17 protein-coding genes, 1 tRNA gene and 1 pseudogene are annotated in these 21,289 nt (G+C 71.5%); 10 read left to right on the forward strand and 9 right to left on the reverse strand.

The features are described from left to right. Positions 1-265: 265 nt before the first annotated feature. Positions 266-1,726 (reverse strand): aldehyde dehydrogenase family protein, encoded by a 1,461-nt coding sequence (locus tag IF47_RS0111785; protein WP_031508634.1) that lies wholly within the window; start codon positions 1,724-1,726, stop codon positions 266-268. Between the two features lie 128 nt (positions 1,727-1,854). On the opposite strand from IF47_RS0111785, the pseudogene IF47_RS27730 reads away from it, so the two are divergent. Together IF47_RS27730 and betT are read left to right on the forward strand one after the other, a co-directional pair. After that, positions 1,855-2,946, forward strand: a pseudogene (locus IF47_RS27730) (GMC family oxidoreductase N-terminal domain-containing protein); the annotation flags it as partial. A 28-nt stretch (positions 2,947-2,974) separates the two neighbouring features. Continuing rightward, positions 2,975-5,170: a choline BCCT transporter BetT gene (gene betT, locus IF47_RS0111795; protein WP_051717491.1), complete on the forward strand. Its 2,196-nt coding sequence runs from the start codon at positions 2,975-2,977 to the stop codon at positions 5,168-5,170. 87 nt (positions 5,171-5,257) lie between these two features. Here the strand turns inward: betT and IF47_RS0111800 are convergent, their stop codons facing one another. Beyond that, a complete protein-coding gene (locus IF47_RS0111800; RefSeq protein WP_031508636.1) occupies positions 5,258-6,028 on the reverse strand; it encodes a hypothetical protein in 771 nt (256 codons plus the stop codon). Between the two features lie 190 nt (positions 6,029-6,218). Here IF47_RS0111800 and IF47_RS30665 point away from each other — a divergent pair, with 190 nt between their 5' ends. After that, complete coding sequence (locus IF47_RS30665; RefSeq protein ID WP_157839951.1) at positions 6,219-6,425, forward strand: hypothetical protein; 207 nt, start codon at positions 6,219-6,221, stop codon at positions 6,423-6,425. Between the two features lie 38 nt (positions 6,426-6,463). On the opposite strand, the gene IF47_RS30670 is transcribed toward IF47_RS30665, so the two are convergent. Then, a complete protein-coding gene (locus tag IF47_RS30670) occupies positions 6,464-7,042 on the reverse strand; it encodes a DUF6368 family protein (protein ID WP_157839952.1) in 579 nt (192 codons plus the stop codon). A 333-nt stretch (positions 7,043-7,375) separates the two neighbouring features. Here IF47_RS30670 and IF47_RS31900 point away from each other — a divergent pair, with 333 nt between their 5' ends. Continuing rightward, positions 7,376-7,510 (forward strand): hypothetical protein, encoded by a 135-nt coding sequence (locus IF47_RS31900; RefSeq protein ID WP_281179465.1) that lies wholly within the window; start codon positions 7,376-7,378, stop codon positions 7,508-7,510. Between the two features lie 176 nt (positions 7,511-7,686). Here IF47_RS31900 and IF47_RS0111815 read toward each other — a convergent pair. Continuing rightward, a tRNA-Ser gene (locus tag IF47_RS0111815) sits at positions 7,687-7,773 on the reverse strand. Positions 7,774-7,820: 47 nt separating this feature from the next. Next, entirely contained in the window at positions 7,821-9,479 is a 1,659-nt protein-coding gene (locus IF47_RS0111820; protein ID WP_031508640.1) for a S1C family serine protease, read from the reverse strand. 179 nt (positions 9,480-9,658) lie between these two features. Here IF47_RS0111820 and IF47_RS0111825 point away from each other — a divergent pair, with 179 nt between their 5' ends. The 3 genes from IF47_RS0111825 to IF47_RS0111835 all read left to right on the forward strand — a co-directional run bounded on the left by IF47_RS0111825 (position 9,659) and on the right by IF47_RS0111835 (position 12,212). Continuing rightward, on the forward strand, positions 9,659-10,495 hold the full coding sequence (locus tag IF47_RS0111825) for a glycerophosphodiester phosphodiesterase family protein (protein WP_031508641.1): 837 nt from the start codon (positions 9,659-9,661) through the stop codon (positions 10,493-10,495). Positions 10,496-10,564: 69 nt separating this feature from the next. After that, positions 10,565-11,146, forward strand: coding sequence for an ATP-binding protein (locus IF47_RS0111830; protein WP_245641088.1), 582 nt, complete (start codon positions 10,565-10,567; stop codon positions 11,144-11,146). 97 nt (positions 11,147-11,243) lie between these two features. Then, on the forward strand, positions 11,244-12,212 hold the full coding sequence (locus IF47_RS0111835) for a DUF5926 family protein (RefSeq protein WP_031508644.1): 969 nt from the start codon (positions 11,244-11,246) through the stop codon (positions 12,210-12,212). 239 nt (positions 12,213-12,451) lie between these two features. Here the strand turns inward: IF47_RS0111835 and IF47_RS0111840 are convergent, their stop codons facing one another. After that, the gene (locus IF47_RS0111840) at positions 12,452-13,036 is read right to left on the reverse strand and encodes a hypothetical protein (protein WP_031508645.1); all 585 of its coding nucleotides are present in this window, start codon (positions 13,034-13,036) and stop codon (positions 12,452-12,454) included. Between the two features lie 199 nt (positions 13,037-13,235). Beyond that, entirely contained in the window at positions 13,236-13,919 is a 684-nt protein-coding gene (locus tag IF47_RS0111845; protein ID WP_031508646.1) for a bifunctional DNA primase/polymerase, read from the reverse strand. 681 nt (positions 13,920-14,600) lie between these two features. On the opposite strand from IF47_RS0111845, the gene IF47_RS0111850 reads away from it, so the two are divergent. Both IF47_RS0111850 and IF47_RS0111855 read left to right on the forward strand, forming a co-directional pair. Continuing rightward, positions 14,601-16,199: a PP2C family protein-serine/threonine phosphatase gene (locus IF47_RS0111850; RefSeq protein ID WP_031508647.1), complete on the forward strand. Its 1,599-nt coding sequence runs from the start codon at positions 14,601-14,603 to the stop codon at positions 16,197-16,199. A 141-nt stretch (positions 16,200-16,340) separates the two neighbouring features. Continuing rightward, entirely contained in the window at positions 16,341-17,843 is a 1,503-nt protein-coding gene (locus IF47_RS0111855) for an aminopeptidase P family protein (RefSeq protein WP_078591750.1), read from the forward strand. A gap of 149 nt (positions 17,844-17,992) precedes the next feature. Here IF47_RS0111855 and IF47_RS0111860 read toward each other — a convergent pair whose 3' ends face one another. Further along, the gene (locus tag IF47_RS0111860; protein ID WP_031508650.1) at positions 17,993-19,234 is read right to left on the reverse strand and encodes a right-handed parallel beta-helix repeat-containing protein; all 1,242 of its coding nucleotides are present in this window, start codon (positions 19,232-19,234) and stop codon (positions 17,993-17,995) included. Between the two features lie 306 nt (positions 19,235-19,540). Further along, positions 19,541-20,104 (reverse strand): ATP-binding protein, encoded by a 564-nt coding sequence (locus IF47_RS0111865; protein ID WP_031508651.1) that lies wholly within the window; start codon positions 20,102-20,104, stop codon positions 19,541-19,543. 260 nt (positions 20,105-20,364) lie between these two features. On the opposite strand from IF47_RS0111865, the gene IF47_RS0111870 reads away from it, so the two are divergent. After that, entirely contained in the window at positions 20,365-21,246 is an 882-nt protein-coding gene (locus tag IF47_RS0111870) for a hypothetical protein (RefSeq protein WP_031508652.1), read from the forward strand. Positions 21,247-21,289: the final 43 nt, after the last annotated feature.

The following is a 21,289-nucleotide window of genomic DNA, read 5'->3' on the forward strand; positions in this document are numbered from 1 at the left end:
CGGCCGGTTCCCCGCCCGGCCGACGCCCCTGGCTCACCGGAGCCCGTGAAGCGGACGCACCGCCGCGACGAGGCGGACGGTGCGGGTACGTGCCATGTTCTGTCCTCCTGTGGGGCGAGTGCTTCCGATCCAACGACGTCGCGCAGCAAGGCTGCCCCACCCGGAAACCGACGAAGCGTCACCAACGCCTCATTCGCTCGCACGAATGACGACGTGTCGATAAACCTCTCACGCAACCGCAAAACCCACCCGTTCCCGCGTTCGCTCAGCGGGCGAACCAACGCTGCGGTTCCGGGGCGGTGTTCTCGTAGATGTGCTTGGCCTGCCGGTACTCCGCGAGCCCCTCGTATCCGAGCTCCCGACCGACTCCGGAACGCTTGTACCCGCCCCACTCGGCCTGCGGCAGATACGGTCCGAAGTCGTTGATCCACACCGTGCCGTGCCGCAACCGCCGGGCGACCCGCTCGGCCCGTCCGGCGTCCCGCGTCCACACGGCTCCGGCCAGTCCGTAGTCGGTGTGGTTGCCCAGTTCGACGGCGCTCTCCTCGTCGGTGAACCGCTCCACCGTCAGGATGGGGCCGAACGTCTCCTCCTGGACGACCCGCATGTCGCGGTCGCAGTCGACGAAGACCGTCGGCCGGTAGAAGAAGCCGTCGCGCAGTTCCGGTTCGTCCGGCCGCCGGCCGCCCGCGACCAGCCTGGCGCCCTCCTGGAGCCCGATCTCCACGTAGGACTCCACCTTGGCGCGGTGTTCGGCGGAGACCAGCGGACCGCTCTCGGTGTGCTCGTCCAGCCCGTTGCCGAGCCGGATCCGGTCGGCCCGCTCCACGAGTTCGGCGATGAGCCGGTCGTACAGGGAGTCCTCGACGATGAGCCTGGTGCCCGCGGAGCACACCTGGCCGGCGTGGAAGAAGACGGCCGTCAGGGCGTAGTCGACGGCGGCCTCGAAGTCGGCGTCCGCGAACACGATGTTGGGGTTCTTGCCGCCCAGTTCCAGGGCGATCTTCTTCACCGTGTCGGCCGCCGAGCGCATGATCGTCCGGCCGGTCTCCAGCCCGCCGGTGAAGGAGACCAGGTCCACGCCCGGGTCCTCCGACAGGGCCGCGCCGGCCGTCCCGCCCGGCCCGAGCACCAGGTTGACCACGCCCGCCGGAACCCCGGCCTCCTGAAGCAGCTCGACCATCCGGATCGTCGTCAGCGGGGTGATCTCGCTGGGCTTGATCACCATGGTGTTGCCCGCGGCCAGCGCCGGCGCCACCTTCCAGGAGACCTGGAGGAGGGGGTAGTTCCACGGGGCGATCAGCGCGCACACCCCGACGGGTTCGTAGACGACGCGGCTGCGCACGCGCGGGTCGCCGGCGTCCACGATCCGGCCGGCGTCGGCCTCGGCCAGGTTGGCGTAGTAGCGGAACACCTCGGTCACGTCGTCGACGTCGATGCCGCTCTCGGTGAGCGTCTTGCCGGTGTCCAGGGTTTCGAGGCGGGCGATGTCCGCCTTGTCCCGCTGGAGCAGCTCGGCCATCCGGTGCAGCAGTCCGGAGCGCCGCCGCGCGGTCCAGGTGGGCCAGTCCCCGGCGTCGAACGCCTTCCGCGCCGCGGCGACGGCGGCCTGCGCGTCCGCGCGCCCGCCCTCGTCCACCGTGCTCACCACGGAGCGGTCGTAGGGGTTGATGATCTCGCGGGTGGCGCCGTCGGACGCCGAGGTCCACTCGCCACCGATGAACAGACTGGACGTGACCGACCCCTTCCGCCATGGGCCCGGACATGCTGACCATTTTGCCCGAAAAGAGCAATAATATCAGATTAGTCACATCCAAGAGCGGGACGCAAAGCAGACCGGATCCGAGGAGCGGCATGAGCCGGACGGGCTACGACCACGTCATCGTGGGCGGGGGATCGGCGGGCTGCGTCCTCGCCAACCGCCTGAGCGATGACCCGAGCAACGAGGTCCTCGTCCTGGAGGCCGGGCGCCCGGACCGGAGTCGGGACGTCCTCACCCACATGCCCGCCGCCCTCACCATGGTCATCGGCAACCGTTTCCACGACTGGCGGTACCACTCCGAACCCGAGCCGTACATGAACGGCCGACGCGTCAGCCAAGGACGCGGCCGGCTGCTGGGCGGATCCGGCTCCGTCAACGGCATGATCTTCCAGCGCGGCAACCCCATGGACCTGGAGCGCTGGGCCGCCGACCCGGGCATGGAGACCCGGGACTACGCGCACTGCCTGCCGTACTTCAAGAAGATGGAACACTGCGTCGTCGGCGGCGACGACCGGCGCGGACGCGGCGGCCCCCTGTGGCTGGAGCGCGGACCGGCCACCAACCCCCTGTTCGGCGCTTTCCTGGAGGCCGTCCAGCAGGCGGGCCACCCCCTGACCTCCGACGTCAACGGCCACCGGCAGGAGGGCTTCGCCCGCTTCGACCGCTTCGACCGCACCATCAGGAACGGACGCCGCCGGTCGGCCTCCCGCGCCTACCTCCACCCCGTCCTGAGGCGGCCCAACCTCACCGTGCGCTGCTTCTCCCAGGTCGACCGGATCCTCTTCAGCGGCAAGCGCGCCGTGGGCGTGGCCTACCGCCGCCTCGGCCGCCGCATGCGGGCGTACGGCGGCGAGGTCGTCCTCTGCGGCGGCGCGTTCAACACCCCGCAGCTCCTCCGGCTCTCCGGCATCGGCAGCCCCGACGAGCTGCGCCCGCCGGGCGTCGAGATGGTGCACGCGCTGCCCGGCGTCGGCGAGAACCTCCAGGACCACCTGGAGGTCCACGTCCAGCACGCCTGCAAACAGCCCGTCACCCTCAACCCGGCGCTCAAGCCGACCCGGCAGGCCCTGATCGGCCTGCAGTGGCTCCTCTTCCGCACCGGACCGGCGGCCACCGACCACTTCGAGGCGGGCGGATTCGTCCGGGGCAACACGCCCCTGCCCCCGGCCGACGTCGCCTTCCACCGGCACCGCGCGCAGGAGGGATGAACCGATGGCGCGGGACGGAGAACGCGACCCCCGGAACGTCGACGGTGCCGCCGGCATCGACGGCGGCACCGGGAACAAAGGCCCCGCGAGCACCGCCGAAGAGGGCGGCACCGAGGACGCCCCCTGGTCGGCGGAGCACGGTCGGGGGCACCTCAAGCCCGTCGTCTTCTTCGGCTCGGCCGCGCTGATCCTCGCCATCTCGATCTGGGCGATCATCACCCCCACGGGCGCCGAGAGCACCATCGGCACCCTCGTGGGCTGGGTGTCCGAGGGCTTCGGCTGGTACTACTTCCTCGCCGCCACCCTCTACCTGGTGTTCGTGGTGTACCTCGCCCTGTCCCGCTACGGCACGGTCAAACTCGGCCCCAAGCACTCCACCCCCGACTACGGGATCTTCTCCTGGGGCGCGATGCTCTTCGCCGCCGGCATCGGCATCGACCTGATGTTCTTCTCCGTCTCCGGACCCGTCAGCCACTACCTGGCGCCCCCCGAAGGCGATCCGGAGACCGTCGAGGCCGCCCGACAGGCCGTGGTGTGGACACTGTTCCACTACGGCCTCACCGGATGGGCCATGTACGCCCTCATGGGCATGGCGCTGGGTTACTTCTCCTTCCGCTACCGCCTTCCGCTGGCCATCCGCTCCGCGCTCTACCCCCTCATCGGCCGGCGCATCCACGGACGGACCGGCGACGCCGTCGACCTCGCGGCCGTCCTCGGCACCGTCTTCGGCATCTCCGTCACCCTCGGCATCGGCGTCGTCCAGCTCAACTACGGCCTGAAACTCCTCTTCGACGTCCCCGAGGGCGTCCCCGCCCAGACCGCCCTGGTCGCCATCGCGGTGCTCATGGCCACCGCCTCCGCCGTCTCCGGCGTGGACCGGGGCATCAAGCTGCTGTCACAGCTCAACGTGCTGCTCGCCATCGTGCTGATGCTGTACGTGCTGATCGCCGACCATCCGATCCGGCTCCTCAACACCCTGATGCTCAACATCGGCGACTACGTCAGCCGCTTCCCGTCGATGACCCTGAACACCTTCGCCTTCGACCAGCCCACCGAGTGGCTCAATTCCTGGACGCTGTTCTTCTGGGCCTGGTGGGTCGCCTGGGCGCCGTTCGTCGGACTGTTCCTCGCCCGCATCTCCCGCGGCCGCACCATCCGCCAGTTCGTCGCGGCCACGCTGATCATCCCGTTCCTGTTCACGCTGACCTTCGTGTCCATCTTCGGCAACAGCGCCCTGGGCAGGGTGCGGGACGGCGACACCGCGTTCGGCCGGACCGCCGTGGACACTCCCGAGCAGGGCTTCTACGGACTGCTCGAGCACTACCCGGGCTTCGTCTTCAGCGCCGTGCTGGCGACCTTCGTCGGGCTGCTGTTCTACGTCACCTCCGCCGACTCCGGCGCACTGGTGATCGGCAACCTCAGCTCCCACCTGCCCACCCCGACCGTCGACGCGGCCCTCTGGCTGCGTGCCTTCTGGGCACTGGTGACCGGCCTGCTCACCCTGGCCATGCTCATCGTCGGCGGTGTGCAGGCCCTGACCAACGCCACGATCATCATGGGCCTGCCGTTCTCGTTCGTGATGTTCCTGATCATGGCCGGCCTGTACCGGGCGCTGCGCGTCGAGCACTTCCGCGCGGAGGCGATGAACACCACCCTGCCCTCCTCCCTCTCCGGACGGACCCTCCACCCCGGTCACCCGGCCGGACTCGACTGGCGCCGGCGGCTCGCCCGTTCCATGAGCTTCCCCGACCGGCGTGCCGGCGCCCGGTTCATCGACGAGGTGTGCCGCCCGGCGATGCGCGAGGTCGCCGAGGAACTGCGCAAGCAGGGCGTGCCGGCCACCGTCACCGAGCAGATGGACGAGGAGATCGGCATCCCCCACCTGGAGCTGAAGGTGCCGATCGGGAAGGGAGAGGAGTTCCTGTACCGGGTGTGGCCCATCGAAGCACCCGCCCCGACCTTCGCCACCCGCTCGATCAGCGCACGGAACACCTACGTCCGCTTCGAGGTGCACCTCTCGGAGGGCAGCCAGGGCTACGACGTCATGGGCTACCACAAGGACCAGCTCATCGCCGACATCCTCGACCAGTACGAGCGGCACATGGAGTTCCTGCGCCTGCACCGCGAGGCCACCACCCAGTCCTCCCTCCCCGACCACCGGCCCGACACCGCCGAGATCCAGCTCCCCGACGAGGACTGACGGGGACCGACGGGGGCGTTCACGCACACCGTGACGGAGCGGTCCCCCTGGTCAGAAGCAGGCGATGCCGAACAAGTCGGGAGAGGGTCATCGAAGCCCTGGGACGACTGTGCCGAGAGGGGTGGGAGTGGCGTCGGCGAGGCGGGTCCAGTGCAGGAGGGTCTCCCGGTGGGAACCGGTCGCGGTGGCCTCGACCACCACTGCGGCGTCATCCGGGTCGCACGGCGTTCCGGAGCGGGTCAGAAGGGTCAGTGGCCACTCGGGATGCTCGGGGGTCTCCTCGCCGTCGAAGGCGTGCCAGTCCCAGGGGCCGTCGAACCGCCACGCCCGTCCCGCCGCGTCGGCCACCTCGTCACCCGGACGCAGGAACGCGTACGGCCTGAACAGCAGGTCGAAGGTGAACGGTATGCCGTCGCCCGGATGTAGCTCGTACCCCGTGCCGTTGACATGGCCGTCCGCCGGGACCTCCCGGTAGGACAGCCCTCGGGGAAGCACCGCGACGGACAGGCGCGGGCGCGGCAGCCGGCCCGTCTCCAGCGGGGGATCGAAGTGGTCGACCGCGGTGACGTGGACCACGGCCGGCGGCACACCGACCCGGCACGCGTCACCCGGCTTCAAGTGCTCCGGTGCCGGGTCGGTGCGGAACAGTTCCATCTCGTCCCAGGCACGGGTACTCGCGTCGATCCCCAGTGCCACGACCCCGTTCCAGTGGGAGAACTCGCAGGCCGGGTCCGGTCGCCACCACGGCCACTCCAACGACAGATGGTCCCACTTCAAGCCCTCCGCGACCCGGGTCCGCGTGAACGGACAGGCGACCGACAGCACATCGCCCACCCGGAAGTCCACACCATCCGTCATGACGTCAGGTTAGGGCGCGCTTGACTCCCCTCGGACGCGGAGGACGGGCGGGGCCACCGTCCGGGCACGTTCGTGGAGTTCGCGGGCGGATGCTCGCGTACATGGCGAGGATGCGGTCGTCCCCCCGGCCGCTCTGAACCATCGGACACTCGTCCAGTGCCTCGTGCCATGCCTTGCACACCGCTTCCAGATGACCGATCTCCATCCGGAACTCGGCGAGTGTGAGCCGCTCCTTCCGCGGCAGCGCAAGAGCAAGGCGACCATTCCCGAGCGCCGCGACCAGATCGCCAACCGGGCCTGCCGAGGCGCAGTTCCGAACCGTCGCGCCCAACTCGACAAGGCAGCCTCCTGCTACCGCGCCGGCGTCGTCATCGCGTCGCTGACCCCGGCTGCGTGACACCGGGTGCGAGCCGACGGCTTCCGGCCGGCAGCACGCTATTTGACCAGGTGAAACTCCGGATGGCGCAGCCAAGCGGCCAGGAACTCGACGTCACCGACGTGCCGGAACCAACGACTACCGCTGCCGGTGTCGTAGGAGACCTCCGCGACCATCCCGGGCAGGGAGGCCACCAGCGCTCTCGCCCGGGCCAGGTGCGCGTCGTCCACCGTTTCATCGCGTGGGGTGGGGTAGCCCAGGACGCCGTCGAAGTCGATCAACGCGCCGAGACGGCGGGCGAGAGCGAGTGCCAAGTGGCCGAGCGGCATGTGGTTGACCGCGCCCGAGCAGCCTGCTGCGAGAACCAGGCCCTGCGCCGGCGGCTGGGAGAAGGCCGAGTAGTCCTCGTCCTCCGCCGGTATGCACTCGTCCTCGGACAACCAGAACGCGCCGGCGGCCTGGGGAGCAACGCCGCGCAGCCCCAGGGCCGCGCAGTCGCGCACCCGGAAGGACAGGTCACCACCGGCTTCGACTTTCACCGGCTCGCAGAAGGACCGCAGCCACGGGGCCACATCGGTCAGGACGTCCTCGACGTCGCATGGCTCCGAGAGCCACAGCCCCACTGCCGGTCCCGACACGATGCCTCCCAAGACATGTGGCTCAGCGCCATCTGGGAGCCGGTTCCACCAAGCCCCAGCGGCAATCGGCTGGTCAATTTCGAGACCCGACCTCGGCGGGGCCGGCTGCGCCTCGACGCGGAAGGCCTGGTGCGGCCGGCAGGCCGGCGGCCGTCACATCCGTGCTGCAACTGTCGCCGTTCCGCGGGAAGGTCGGGTTCTCGAAGCGGGAGGCGTTCAGCTCGAAGACCTCAGCCGAAGGGTCGCCCTGACGCCCGAGCAGGTTTCCTCGCCCCTCGCGCGATCCCGTACGACCTGCGACACACGTGCGTATCCTTCTGGCTCAGTTCCGGGGTGAGCCTGGCGGAGACCGCCCGCCGGGCCGGCCAGAGCATCGCCGTGCTCCAGCGCTACTACGCGAAGGTGCTCGACGGCCAGGAGGAGCGCATGAACGAGTTGATCGACCGAGGGTTTGCCGAGCACCGGTAACCAGCACTCTCTTACGGTTACGCACCCGAAATAACGGGCACCCGCGGCACCTGCGCTTGGTCCACGCGCGCTGGTCGACGGCGGGATACGGGCGGGCTGGTGAGACAGAGCGAACGTCGAAGGGGTGCCTCCCGGTGGGAGGCACCCCTTCTGAGCTGGTGTTTCGTTCACCTCGGCGGAGGCTGTGGGATTTGAACCCACGGTGACGTTGCCGCCACGACGGTTTTCAAGACCGTTCCCTTAGGCCGCTCGGGCAAGCCTCCCCACGCCGCGCCGGGTGGTGCGGCGTGGGGATAGCGTAGCCGGTTCGTCAGTCTCCTCGGCGGGAGCCCAGGGTGAGCTCGACCGTGCTCTCCTTGCCGCCGCGCTCGTAGGTGAGCGAGACCTTCTCGCCCGGCTCGTGGGCCCAGATCTCGCTGATCAGGGTGGGACCGCTGTCGATCACCACGCCGTCGAACTTGGTGATCACATCGCCCGGCCGCAGGCCCGCCTTGTCGGCCGGGCCGCCCGGGGTGACCGGTTCGCTGCCGTTGTCGGTGTCCTCGATGACGCGGGCGCCGTCGCCCAGGTCGCGGAGGTCCACCTGGACGCCGATGACCGGGTAGACCGGCTCGCCGGTCTCGATCAGCGTCCTGGCGACGCGCTGGGCCTGGTTGATCGGGATGGCGAAGCCGAGGCCGATACTGCCGGCCGCGCCCTGGCCGAGGCCGCTGCCCGCCGACTGGATGGCGGAGTTGATGCCGATCACCGCGCCCTCGGCGTTGAGGAGGGGGCCACCGGAGTTGCCCGGGTTGATGGAGGCGTCCGTCTGGATGGCGCTCATGTAGGAGGCCTGGGAGCCCTGCCCGTCGCTGGAGGCGACCGGACGGTTCTTGGCGCTGACGATGCCGGTGGTGACCGTGCCGGACAGGCCGTACGGGGCGCCGATCGCGATCGTCGCGTCGCCGACCTGGACCTTGTCGGAGTCGCCGAGGGGCAGCGGGGTGAGCTTGGCGTCGGAGGCGTTCTTGAGCTTGATGACGGCGACGTCGTAGCCCTGGGCGAGGCCGACGACCTCGGCCTCGTACTTCCTGCCGTCGGAGAAGGTGGCGGTCAGCCGGCCGCCGTCGGCGGCACTGGCCACCACGTGGTTGTTGGTCATGATGTGGCCCTGCTTGTCGTAGACGAAGCCGGTGCCGGTGCCGCTCTCGCCGCTGCCCTCGGCCTCGATCGTCACCACGCTGGGCAGGGCCTTGGCCGCGATCCCGGCGACGGAGTCGGGCGCGCGGTCGATGCGTTCGAGGCTTCCGTCGGAGGAGATGGTCGTCGAGCCGCCGCTGTTCGCGCGGTCGGCGGCCCAGAAGCCGACGCCGGTGCCGACGCCGCCCGCCAGCAGGGCCACCACGGCGACGGCGGCGATGAGGGCGCCGAACCGCCGCTTCTTCTCCGGGATCGGGGCCACGGGCGGGACGTTCCACGGGGAGGCGGGGCTCGCGGGCGCGCCGGGGGCGGGGGGCGTGGTGCCGTAGCCGTCGTAGCCGCCCGGCGCGCCCCACGGCCCCGGGTACTGCTGGGCGGGCGGAGCGGTGGGGGGCGTGGTGACGGAGGGCCGGGTCGCCTGCTCGTGCGTCGCCGGCTCCTGGGGCGACGGGGACTGCTGCGTCTGCTGCGTCGGTTCCGCCGCGGGAGACGGGGACTGCGGAGCCTGGGGCGCCTGCGAGGACTGCGGGGTCTGGGGTGGCTGTCGGGCGGGCGGTTCCGCGGCCTCGGGGTCGATCTTCCGCAGGTGGGTCGTCACCTCGCCCCCGGACGCCGGCGCCGGGGCGGACGCCGGCGCCGGGGCGGGTGCCGGGAGGTCGTAGTCCTCCGACGAGTCGTCGGTCGGTGTCCTGGGCGCGGCGGCGCTCGCGCCGGACCGCTCGGCCGGCGGGGGCGGCACGGGGGCGCCGGCCGCGGGCTTGTCGGCGGCGCCCTCGTTCTCGGTGCTCACAGCTATCTCCTCAGGTACACGACAGTCGCGCGCCGTCGGGGACCGGCGCGTATTCAGGTGTATGACGTCAGCTTCGCCCGCCGCACGTCAGGGTGGCGTAAGCACCTCCGTCCGGACGACGTGGCGGCCCGGTCGGCACGGCGGTCCACGGCGTGGCGGCGGGGTGGCACCATAACGCGGTGAGCTATGAGATCCGCCAGGGGTCGCCCGGGTCACGACGCCCCATCTCCGTCATCGCCCACCGCGGGGCCTCCGAGGACGCCCCGGAGCACACCCTGGCCGCGTACCGCAGAGCAATCGAGGACGGCGCCGACGGGTTGGAGTGCGATGTGCGGCTCACCGCCGACGGCCATCTCGTCTGTGTGCACGATCGCCGGGTCAACCGTACATCCAACGGCCGCGGCGCCGTCTCCGCACTGGAGTTGGCCGATCTCGCCGCCCTGGACTTCGGCTCCTGGAAGGGCTGGGGCGACACACACGAGTCGCCGGAGACCGAGAGCCGTGAGCACACCTCCGTCCTCACCCTGGAACGGCTGCTGCGGCTGGTGGAGGAGCAGGCCGCCGCGGGTCGCCGGGTGGACCTGGCCATCGAGACCAAGCACCCCACCCGCTGGGCGGGGCAGGTCGAGGAGGAGCTGCTGCGGGTGCTGGCCCGTCACGATCCGGCCATCCCCGTGCGGGTGATGAGTTTCTCGGCCCGTTCGCTGCACCGGGTGCGGGCCGCGGCGCCGTGGATCCCCACCGTCTACCTGATGCAGTTCCTGCTGCCGCGCCACCGGGACGGGCGGCTGCCGCCGGGGGTGGGCATCGCCGGACCGAGCATCCGCATCCTGCGCAACCACCCCGAGTACGTGGCACGTGCGCACAGCATGGGCCACCAGGTGCACGTGTGGACGGTGGACGATCCGGTCGACGTCGAACTGTGCGCGCTGCTGGGGGTGGACGCCATCATCACCAATCGCCCCAAACACGTTCTGTCCCAACTGGCCCGGCTGGAACGGGAACAAGGGGGCTGACGGCGTTTTCCGAGGTACCGAGGGGGAGTGCGCGGGCGCGTTCCGCGCCCCGGGGGTCGTGAATCATTCGTGAGTGGTGCGTCACGGGAATGTTCCGGCCGGTTTCCGGTCTCGGACAAAGGGGCATCCATCACGTGGCGTGGGGCGAAGAAGGAGGTCTCGGGGGTGGCGTTGGTGGTTGCACAAGAAGCGCCGACGTCGTCGACGATGGCCGTACCCCACGGTCCGGCGGGCGTGGGTGCGGCACGGCGGCGGATGCGCGAGGAGCTTCTCGGTCTCGGTGCGCCGGAAGCGGTCGTCGAGGACGCGGTTCTGGTCTTCTCCGAACTCCTCAGCAACGCGTACCGGCACGCCAGACCGCTCGGCGCGGGGAACTTCGTCCACGCCGCGTGGGGCCTCACCCGGGACGGCGGGGTGTCCGTCTCCGTCACGGACGGCGGGGGGCCGACCCGTCCACGCCTGTCCAACCCGTCGGTGACCGCGCGGGGCGGCCGGGGGCTGTCGATCATCACCTCCCTCGCCCGCGACTGGGGGGTGCGGGACGGCGACGAGCCCGGCGAGGTGACGGTCTGGGCGGTGGTGCCTCCCGGCGACGGCGGGTTCTCCGCCTCGATGGACTTCGATCTGGTGGACCTGGACGACTTCGCGTAGGCGTTTCGGGTGGCGTCTCCCGCGTACGCGTGCGGGCCCGGCCCCACGGACTAGGCTCGCGCCGACAGCGTCCGTACGACCGGGAGATCCGCACGCCATGGCCAAGAAGCGCCGCCCCCAGACAAAGGCCGCCAAGCCGCAGCTCGTCGACGGGGAGATCCCCGTCGTCGGTGCCCGCGAGCCCTGCCCCTGTGGATCGGGCCGCCGCTACAAGGCCTGCCACGGCCGGGCCGCCGCCCAGGCGGTGACCGAGCTGGTCCGCCGGCCGTTCGAGGGGCTGCCCGGGGAGTGCGACTGGGTCGCGCTGCGCGAGCTGGTGCCCGCCGCGACCGTGCCGTTGAAGCTGAAGGACGGTCTGCCCGAGGACGTCCCCTCCCTGACCCTCGCCACCGTTCTGCCCATGGCCTGGCCCGCGCTGCGCCGCGACAACGGGGCCGTGCTGGTCGGGCTGCAGAACGACACGCCCTCCGGCGACCTCAGCCGGGACCTCGCCGACGTGCTGCGGCGGGCCCTGACGGTACGGCCGGGCACCCCGGTGGCCGCCGAGCGCACCGCAGCCGACGCCCCGCGTCTGCAGGACCTGCTGGACCTCGACGCCCCGTTCGTGCCCGAGGTGCACGACGGTTTCGAGTTCTGGGTGGAGGACGCCGAGAACCAGAGCCCCGAGGTGGCTGCCTCGTTGGAACGAGCCAACTCCGCCGCCCTGCCGACCGCCCGTCTGGAGGGGGTGGAGGCCGCGTACTGGTGCGAGACCCCGGAGAAGAACCACCTGCGCTGGGTCATGCCGCACCCCGAGGAGCGGATGCTCGACGCGCTCGCCCGGCTGCACGCCGCCGGCGCCTCGTCGCTCGGCGAGGGCACGCGACTGGTCGGTTCGTTCCGCGCGCACGGCCTGGTGGTGCCGGTGTGGGACCTGCCGAGCGCGATGGGCGCGGAGGAGTGCGAGAAGCCCGCGGCGGCCTTCGCGGAGCGGCTCGCGGACGCTCTGGAGGCCACCGCTCCGCTGACGGCGGACGAGCGTCGGGCCCGCAACGGATTCACCAATCGACAGGTGACTCTCAACTGACAGACGAATTTCGGTGAGGCATGCGGACTTTCGCACCGTGATTCGCGTCACAACAGGCCGTACCAGCAGGTAAATAGTCGGCTTGAAGAGATCGGTGGAATTTGCGAACGGCCAATTGCTTGTTACCGTTTAAGGGCCCGGTCGCTGGTGCATCCCCCGTCGCCAGCGATCGGGTCTTTCCATGTCCGGACGTTTCCGCACGAGCCCCCGGACGCCCCTCCGGACGGTGGCCCCGCAGCTCAACTCCCCGACAGGCCAGTGGAGTTGCTGCCGGAGCGCAGCAGCAGGCCGTCCCCGTCCGGCGCCCCGATCTCCGCCACCGCCACATACGGCTCCCCACCCGGACGGATTTCCTCCGTCTTCCCGCGCGGGGTGTCGCACGTACCCGGACGGTCCGTCGCGGGAAGGGAGCAGGGCATGTGCACACTCCGCCCGCCGGGCCCCATCAGACTCAGGGCTCCGTGCAGTGATTCGCCGGTGTTATTCCGGTAGTACATCCGCCCCCATGTCGTTCTGTTCCGAGTCAGAACGCAGGTCTGCGCCCGCACTCCTTCCGGTGACGTGGCCTGGGGGCCGCAGACGGCGGTGACGTCCGACGGCCCGTCGCCCTCCGGCGACTCCGGTCGCTCCGCCGGCTCCGGCGCGAGCGGCACGGAGGGAGCCGGGGAAGGGGCCGGGGAGGGCGGGGCACCGGCGACGGGGCGTCCGTCGGACACGTCCGGCCCGGCGGTCGCGGCGGCGAGCGGCAGGGCCACCGCGAGCACCACCGCGCCGGCGAGCGCGATCACGCGGAGGTTCGGGGCACGCTGCTGCGGGTCATGCATGAAGTCCACCTGCGACTCGCTGGAGAGGGGCCGGAAACGGAAGAGGCCCCGGGGCGCCCCGAACATATCGGGAGGAAGAAGGCGCCCAAGGGGACAGAGTGGCCCTTTCCCGCCATCTCCGGCGCCCTGCTACCCGTACGAGTGAACCCCGCGCGAGTGAGCAGGGCGCGGACTCCCCGGCCGCGTGCCGCGCGGCGGCTCAGTACGCCAACCGGCTGCCGGTGTCCGGCGCCTCCGTGCCGGCCCGCACCAGTACGTCCACCAGGGGCTCCATCCGGGGCAGCCACGGAGCTCCGCCGTCCCCCGCGGACGGCGGCCTCTCCCAGCGCACCTGCCCGGTGCCGATGCGCGACGGCGGCAGCGGGACGTAACCGCCCTCGCCGTGGAAGCGCAGCGAACTGGGCACCCAGTCCTGGGCGTAGAGCAACTCGCCCAACTCCTCGAGGTCGTACGGCGCGACCAGCAGCACGAAACGGGTCGGGGTCGCGACCACCGGTCCGGTGCGCAGACCCAGCCGGTCGAACTCCGCCAACGCCCCCGCCCCCACGGACGCCGGAAGGCTCAGCGCGCACGGCGCGCGGCCTCCGGTGGCCAACAGGATCGGCGCGTCGGGGCGGTTGGTCCACCACCAGCGCACCATGCGGGCGTCGGTGGTGGCGGCGAGCAGTTCGGGATCGAAGGGGTGCGCGCCGGGCACGACGCAGTCGGGCCGTGGACAGGAACAGCGCCCCTGTGACCGCCCGGACTGGCGTGCGGCCGGGCGTCCGGACCCCCGCGGCGCCACCCCGGGCAGCACCGGCCACCTCCACCGTGTGGCGCAGACGAGCGCCGCGTTCCGCAGCGCCCAGCGGGTCATGCGTCGCCTTCCGAGGATCTCGCGCATCAGCGCTCGTTCCTTTCCGTACCGCCAAGGATCGACAAGGACCTATCGGGACCGGCGGCCGACGACGGCCGGCCGGTCCTTCACACCTCTACACCTGTGGATCTCGTGTGACCGCGCGTACGCGATCACGGCAGCGCCACCGCGTTCCGTCTCTCGACGCCTGCCGTTCGGGCAACTCGTGGGGCGGGGAAGCGCGGCGGGGCGATGTGCCCGGTGACCGCTCTCGTGCTCGTGCCGGCCGTGCCGTCGGTGATCGCCCGGCGACCGTGCCCTGATCTTTCGCCCCGTACGAGGACGCGCTCCGGTTTCCACTCCGTGAGACGCGCGGACTCGTCATCGGGTTCCGGCGGGACCCGACCGCCCGTTCTCCTCTTGCCGTACGTACCCACGTACCCACAACGACCGTGTTGACGCGCTGTCGCAATGGACGTCAGTCGACCGCGAGCCACCCATCCCAAGGTAGGTTTTCGGCCAAGCTTACGGTCACTTCCACGCCCCTCGCATCCACCCTCGCGCCCCCGCGACAAAAGCCTCCGGAAGGTACACCCGCGGCCCGCTGGGACAATGCTGGACATCTCGTTATCAGGGCGTGTACATCTGGAGACACTGATAGCGGAGCAGCACGACATGGGGGTTTGCGATGCTATTGAGGTTGCCGATCCACGGTGAGGGGCGCCGGCCATGAGCGCCCAACAACCACCGAAACTGGCCGGAATCAACTCGCCCGCACCGCCGCCCCAGCAGACTGTTCCGCCCTCCGCCGCCCCTCACCAGCAGCCCGCCGTCCCCCCGCGCCCGACGGCCGTCGAGGACCCGGCCCTGACGCACTCGGTCGAACGGCTCGCCGCCGTCCAGGACCGGCTCGCCGGATGGATCTCCGACCTCACCACCCTCCACGACCTCACCGAACGGCTGGCGCGCGCCGAGACCCTGGACGGGACGGTGCGCGAGGCCCTGAACGCCGGGGCCGCCCTCGTGGGCGCCCGGCGCGGACTGATCACCCTGGAGCCCTCCGCCCCGGTCCCTCCCCGGCCCCGCTCCGGGCGCCTCCCCCACGACTCCCTCCACGACTTTCCCCACGACTCCCCCCTCGACCTCCCCCACGACTCAGCCACCACCTTCGGGCTCGGCCTGGGCGTCGCGGACCTCGGACACCTCGAAACCGTCCCGAGCGACTCCGCCTCCCACGTCCACCTCCTCGGCGGTCTGCCGGAGACCGGCGCCCGGCCCCTGGAGATCGCCCACCCCCACATCGCCGAGGAGACCGGTCTCGACCCGCGCCACCGCGAGGTCGCCGCCCGGCTCGGCTACGCCGCCAGCTACGCCGTGCCGCTGGTGTCCGAGAGCGCCGGCCGGGTGGGCGCGGCCGTCTGGCTGTACGACGAACCGGCGCAGCCGACCGAGCGCCAGCGTCATCTGCTCGGTCTGTACGTCCGACACGCCGCCGAGCACATCGCCCGCCGGCTCGACCTCGCCCGTGCCCGCGCCGACCTGGCCGGCGTGCGCGAGGAGCTGCTGCCCGCCCGGCTGCCCAGGGTGCCGGGCGTACGGCTGGCGGTGCGGCACCGCACCGGGCCGCGCGGCGGCGGCGACTGGTACGACGTCCTGCCGCTGCCCGAGGGGGCGCTCGGCCTGTCCGTCGGCGGCGTCACCGGCTCGGGGCCCGACGCGGTGGCCGCGATGGGGCGTCTGCGGGCGTCGCTGCGGGCGTACGCGGTGATGGAGGGAGAGGACCCGGTCGCGGTCCTGTCCGATCTGGAGTTGCTGCTGAGGCTGACCGAACCGGCGCGCGCGGCGACCGCGCTGTTCGGGTACGCGGAACGGACCGTGCCCCCGCACCCGTCCGGCGGCGGGGCGGGACGCCCCGAAGGGTCCGGGGGCGCCGGGGAGCTCGGGAACGCCGGGGCCGCCACCAGGGTCGTGCTCGCCGGCGCCGGGCACTGCCCGCCGCTGATCATCGGTCCGCGCCGCGTCGAGTTCGCCGAGACCACGCTCTCCGCGCCGCTGGGGATGCTCGCCTGCTGGGAGGCGCCGAGCATCGAGCTGCGGCTGGCGCCGGGAGAGACCCTCCTGATGTACAGCGACGGCCTGCTGCACCGCACCGGCGAGTCGACGGACCGCGCCTTCGCCCGGCTCCAGGCCGCCGCCATCGGCGCCCCGCGCGCCGTCCGCGACGATCCCGACGCCCTGGTGGACCACGTCCTGCACCTCGTGCTCCCCGACGGGCGGGCCGACGCCGACAGCGCCGAGGACGTGGTGCTGCTGGCCGCGCGGTTCTGAGCGGGCCCGTCCGGCGCCGCAAAGCCCCTCCCCGAAGGCCCACCACGAAGGCCCTCCCGCCCCCCTTCCGCGCGCCCTCCGCGGGGCCGTATCCCCGGAAAACCGTACGGACCTACGATGGAAGACGGCCCACGGAGGCCCATGCCATCAGCAGGAGGAGGCAGCGACGTGGCTGACCAGCAGACGCCGGAGATCCCGGAGGAGCAGGGAGAACCCACCTCGGAGGAACCGATCAAGCAGCGGAAGAACGGCCTGTACCCGGGCGTCTCCGACGAACTCGCCGAGAACATGAGGACCGGCTGGGCCGACACCGAGCTGCGCGATCTGGAGCCGATCCCCCAGGCCGACCGCACCGCCGAACGGCGCGCGAAGCTCTCCGCCCGCTTCCCCGGCGAGCGGCTGGTGATCCCCGCGGGCAACCTCAAGACGCGCTCGAACGACACCGACTACCCGTTCCGCGCGTCCGTGGAGTACGCCTACCTCACCGGCAACCAGACCGAGGACGGCGTCCTGGTCATGGAGCCGCGGGCGGACGGCGGCCACGACTCCGTCCTCTACCTGCTGCCCCGCTCCAACCGGGAGAACGGCGAGTTCTGGCTCGACGGCCAGGGCGAGCTGTGGGTGGGCCGCCGGCACAGCCTCACCGAGGCCGAACGGCTCTACGGCCTGCCGTGCCGGGACGTGCGCACCGTCGCCGACGTCCTGCGGGACGCCTCCGGCGACGTCCGCGTGGTGCGCGGGTACGACGCGGGGATCGAGACGGCCCTCACCGACAAGACGACCGCCGAGCGCGACGAGGAGCTGAAGGTCTTCCTCTCCGAGATGCGCCTGGTCAAGGACGACTTCGAGGTCGGCGAGCTGCAGAAGGCCGTCGACTCCACCGTGCGCGGCTTCGAGGACGTCGTGCGGGTGCTGGACAAGGCCGAGGCCACCTCCGAGCGGTACATCGAGGGCACCTTCTTCCTGCGCGCCCGGGTGGAGGGCAACGACGTCGGCTACGGCTCCATCTGCGCCGCCGGCCCGCACGCCACCACCCTGCACTGGGTGCGCAACGACGGTCCGGTCCGCTCCGGCGACCTGCTGCTGCTGGACGCCGGCGTGGAGACCCACACCCTCTACACCGCCGACGTCACCCGCACCCTGCCGATCAACGGCCGCTTCACCGACCTCCAGCGGAAGATCTACGACGCCGTCTACGAGGCGCAGGAGGCGGGCATCGCGGCGGTGAAGCCGGGCGCGAAGTACCTCGACTTCCACCACGCCGCCCAGCGGGTGCTGGCCGAGAAGCTGGTGGAGTGGGGCCTGGTGGAGGGCCCGGTCGAGCGCGTGCTGGAACTGGGCCTCCAGCGCCGTTGGACGCTCCACGGCACCGGCCACATGCTCGGCATGGACGTCCACGACTGCGCCGTCGCGCGCCGCGAGACGTACGCCGAGGGAACGCTGGAGCCGGGCATGTGCCTGACCGTCGAGCCGGGCCTGTACTTCCAGCCCGACGACCTGACGGTGCCCGAGGAGTACCGAGGCATCGGGGTGCGCATCGAGGACGACATCCTCGTCACCGAGGACGGCAACCGGAACCTCTCGGCCGCGCTGCCGCGCCGGTCGGACGAGGTCGAGGCGTGGATGGCGCGGCTGCGCGGCTGACCGCGTCATACCGTCGCGTCGTCGTGCCCGGACCGCCCGTGGAACGGGCCGGAGGCTCCCCGGACGATCCGTCCGGGGAGCCTCTCGGTTCACAGGCCCCTCCGGTGGGGCGCCTCCACCGTCAAGGCGTCAAGAGGCGTCAAGAGGCGTCAGGAGCCGCCGGGAGCCGTCGCCCGGTCGCACAGGCCGGCCCGGTTCTCGGTCCGGCCGGTGCTCTTCCGCCACGTGTTCGCGGTACCGGCGGTGCCGGTGCCCTCGGTGCGGTCGTGGCAGTCCAGCTCGCCGTTGTTCCGCAGTCGGTTGTGGGCGAGGAGGTTGTCCCCGTTCTCGCCCGCGTCGATCCGGATGCCGCTGCGCGAGTTGCCCGCCACCCGGTTGTGGGAGACGACGGACCCCGTCAGCGAGTCCGGGCCGACGCCGATGCCGTCGCCGACGGTGGCCCCGCCGACGCGGTTGCGGACGATCCTGACGTCCGTGCTCGGCCCGCCGCTCGCCATCGCGCCCGGCACTCCGCCGGACCCGGTGCTCGTGCGCAGGCCGCCCGCGCTGTCCGCGATCTCGTTGTACTTGATCTGGAGCCAGTCGTTGTCGTGACCGACGAAGAGCGCGGCTCCCCGGCTGCCGCGGACGTCGTTCCGCTCCACCTCGGTGTCGACCGAGTTCACGATGACGAGCAGCGACCCGTCCCGCAGCGAGGTGTTCCGCTCGACGTCGACGTCGGAGACGTCCCCCGGCTTCTCGCCCGCGAGGGCGATCGCGGCGGAATCGTTCCGGTGGAACGAGTTCTCCACGATTTCCGTGGCGTCCAGACCCCGGTCCACATAGATGCCATAGCCGCTTTCGGGCCCCGGACGATTGTTGTGGCGAATACAGTTCTTCTCGACCTCGTTCTGCTCCTTGGCATCGCGAATGTCGAGGTGCATTCCGAACACGTTGTCCTGGATCACGTTCCGCTCCAGCCGGTAGCCGGAGAAGGAGCCGTCGGTGGCGACGCCCGGTCCCGCGGTGTTGTCCCGGACGGTGAAGTCCTTGAACGAAATCCCGTCCGCCTCCAGGTTGACGACACCTCCCGAGGAGTTCCTCGACTGGATGATCGAGTCCCTTCTCGGGTCCGGCGCCTGGGGTCTGTCGCACGCCCTCGGCGCGCTCGCGCCCTCCAGGTGGAGGCTCTTCCCCACCGTGACCACTTCGTCGTACGTTCCGGCGCAGACCATGATCCGGCTGCCGGCGGGAGCCGCGTCGACCGCGTCCTGGATCGCCATGAAGTCCGCCTCGGGACACTGCACCAGATCGTCGTCGACGACGATCTCCACCGGGTCCGCGTGAGCCGGCACGGCCGGGAGAGCGGCGGCGAGCGCCACGCAAGCCGACAGGAAGAATTTCTTCCCCATGCCCTTTTCCTTCTCTTGAGGGGTTCCAAGGCACGCCGAATGATCGGGCCCGCAACGGATTGCGGCGGCGGATCCGACATGTGCGCGACGTCGTCGTTCCGGGTTCGCCGGCCTGCTTTGACCCTCGACCTCGGCAACTGCTGCGGCAACTCGTCCTGAGCCGTTGGGGGAGTCGGCTCTCCGAGTGGGAGATCCGCTGCTTCCGGGAACCGGAACGCGGTGTTCGCGAGGCTCCGTGCACACGTCCGCCCCGCGCCGGACGGCGAGTCCGGCGCGGGGCGGACACAAGGGGTGTCCCTTCTCGGGTCAGGACACCCTCAGCAGCGCGTCCTTCTTCCACTTGAGGAGCTTGTCGAAACAGACCACGGCGCCGTCGCCCGGGCGGCTGCGGAAGTCGACGTGATCGGCGAGGGCCTCGATCAGGAACAGTCCCCTGCCGTGCTCGGGGGGATGATGCGCCCCGTCGTGGCCCCCGTCGTGGCCCCCGTCGTGGCCACTGTCATGAACCCCGCCGTGAACCCCGTCGTGCGTCCCGTCCCGGTGCCCGTCCCACGCGGTCGGGTCGGCGCCCGCCGCGCGGGACGCGCCGCGTCCGCGCTCGAAGCCCGGCCCGTGGTCGGTCACCTCGATGCGGCACATGTCGTCGTCGAGGTACGCCGTCACGTGGAACTCCCCGGCGCCCGACGGTCCGGCTCCCACCGGTCCGCCGTGCTCGACCGCGTTCGCGCACGCCTCCGAGAGCGCCACCGACAGGTCGTAGGAGACGTCGGGGTCGACGCCCGCCGCCTCCATCGCGCCGAGCAGAAGCCGCCGTGCGAGCGGAACGCTCGCAGCCTCGCGCCGCAAGTGGAGAGACCACCAGATGCTCATGCTCAGCCTCCTGGCTGCGGCTCGACATACGCCTACGTATTGCCCGAGGCCGTGGTGGTAAGCCCGGGGTCGACGCGCTACCGCTCATTCGGCGGACGCAGTGTGTTCGCCAATGTACCGAAAATGTACGAGAAACGATCACTCACCTCCCCCTTCAGACCTTAAAGGATCTTGGGGACGGTACTCAGGACCCTTTTCCGCCGTCTTGGGCCCCCACCCCCGTGTTCGAACCGATGTGGTGGTGCGATGATGGTCGAGCCATGAGAGCCCCTGTCGCGCGTGCCGCCGCCGACCTGCGACTGCTTCGGGCCGCGGTGTTCGCCGCGGCCTGTGTCACGCTGTCCGCGGCCGGTCACGTGCTCGCGGCCGGAGAGGGCCTGCCGCTGTGGACGGTCGGCGTGGGCTTCGCCGCCGTGTTCGCCGTCGCCGCGCCGCTGGCCGGACGCGAACGCTCCCTCCCCGGCATCACCGCGCTGCTGGCCCTCGGGCAACTCGCGCTCCACACCCTCTTCTCCTACGGCCAGGCCGCGCGGGCGGTCCCGGCCGGGCAGGGCGCCGTCGAGAGCGCCGACCGGGACGGGCTGCTGGCCCTGGCCGGCCGGCTGCTCTGCAACGACCAGGTCGCGGCCGGCCTGACCGAGGCCGAGGCCCGCCGCGTCGTCACCGCCGCCGGGCTCTCCCACCTGGCGCCGCGGACCACGGCCGAGGCCGCGGCGCTCCACGGCGGGCACGCCCTGCCGAGCACCGCCGAGGCACTCGGCCCGGCCGAGTGCCTCCAGGTCGCCGTGCGCACCGCCCTGTCGATGCTCTCCGGGCCCATGCTGCTCGGCCACCTGCTGGTCGCGCTCGCCATGGGCTGGCTGCTGCGCCGCGGCGACGCCGCGCTGTGGCGGCTGGTGCGGATCTCGACCCACCTCGGCGAGGAACTCGCCGGCTCGCCGCTCGCCCGGGCGCTGCACACGGTGCTGTGCTGGTTCCGCGCCCTGTACCGAGGGCTGTTCCCGAACGCTTCCGTGCCGTCCCGTCCGCCCCACGCCGACGGGGCTTCGGACCCCGTACCGCCCCACTCCCTGGTGCCGACGCACTCGGTGATCCGGCGTGGGCCGCCGCGCTCCGCGCACGACCTCGCCCTCGCGGCCTGACGCACACCCCCCACTTTCCGTACCCGGGGACGAGGTGTGCGCC

This window comes from Streptomyces megasporus (assembly GCF_000718985.1).
Classification (GTDB): Bacteria; Actinomycetota; Actinomycetes; order Streptomycetales; family Streptomycetaceae; genus Streptomyces; species Streptomyces megasporus.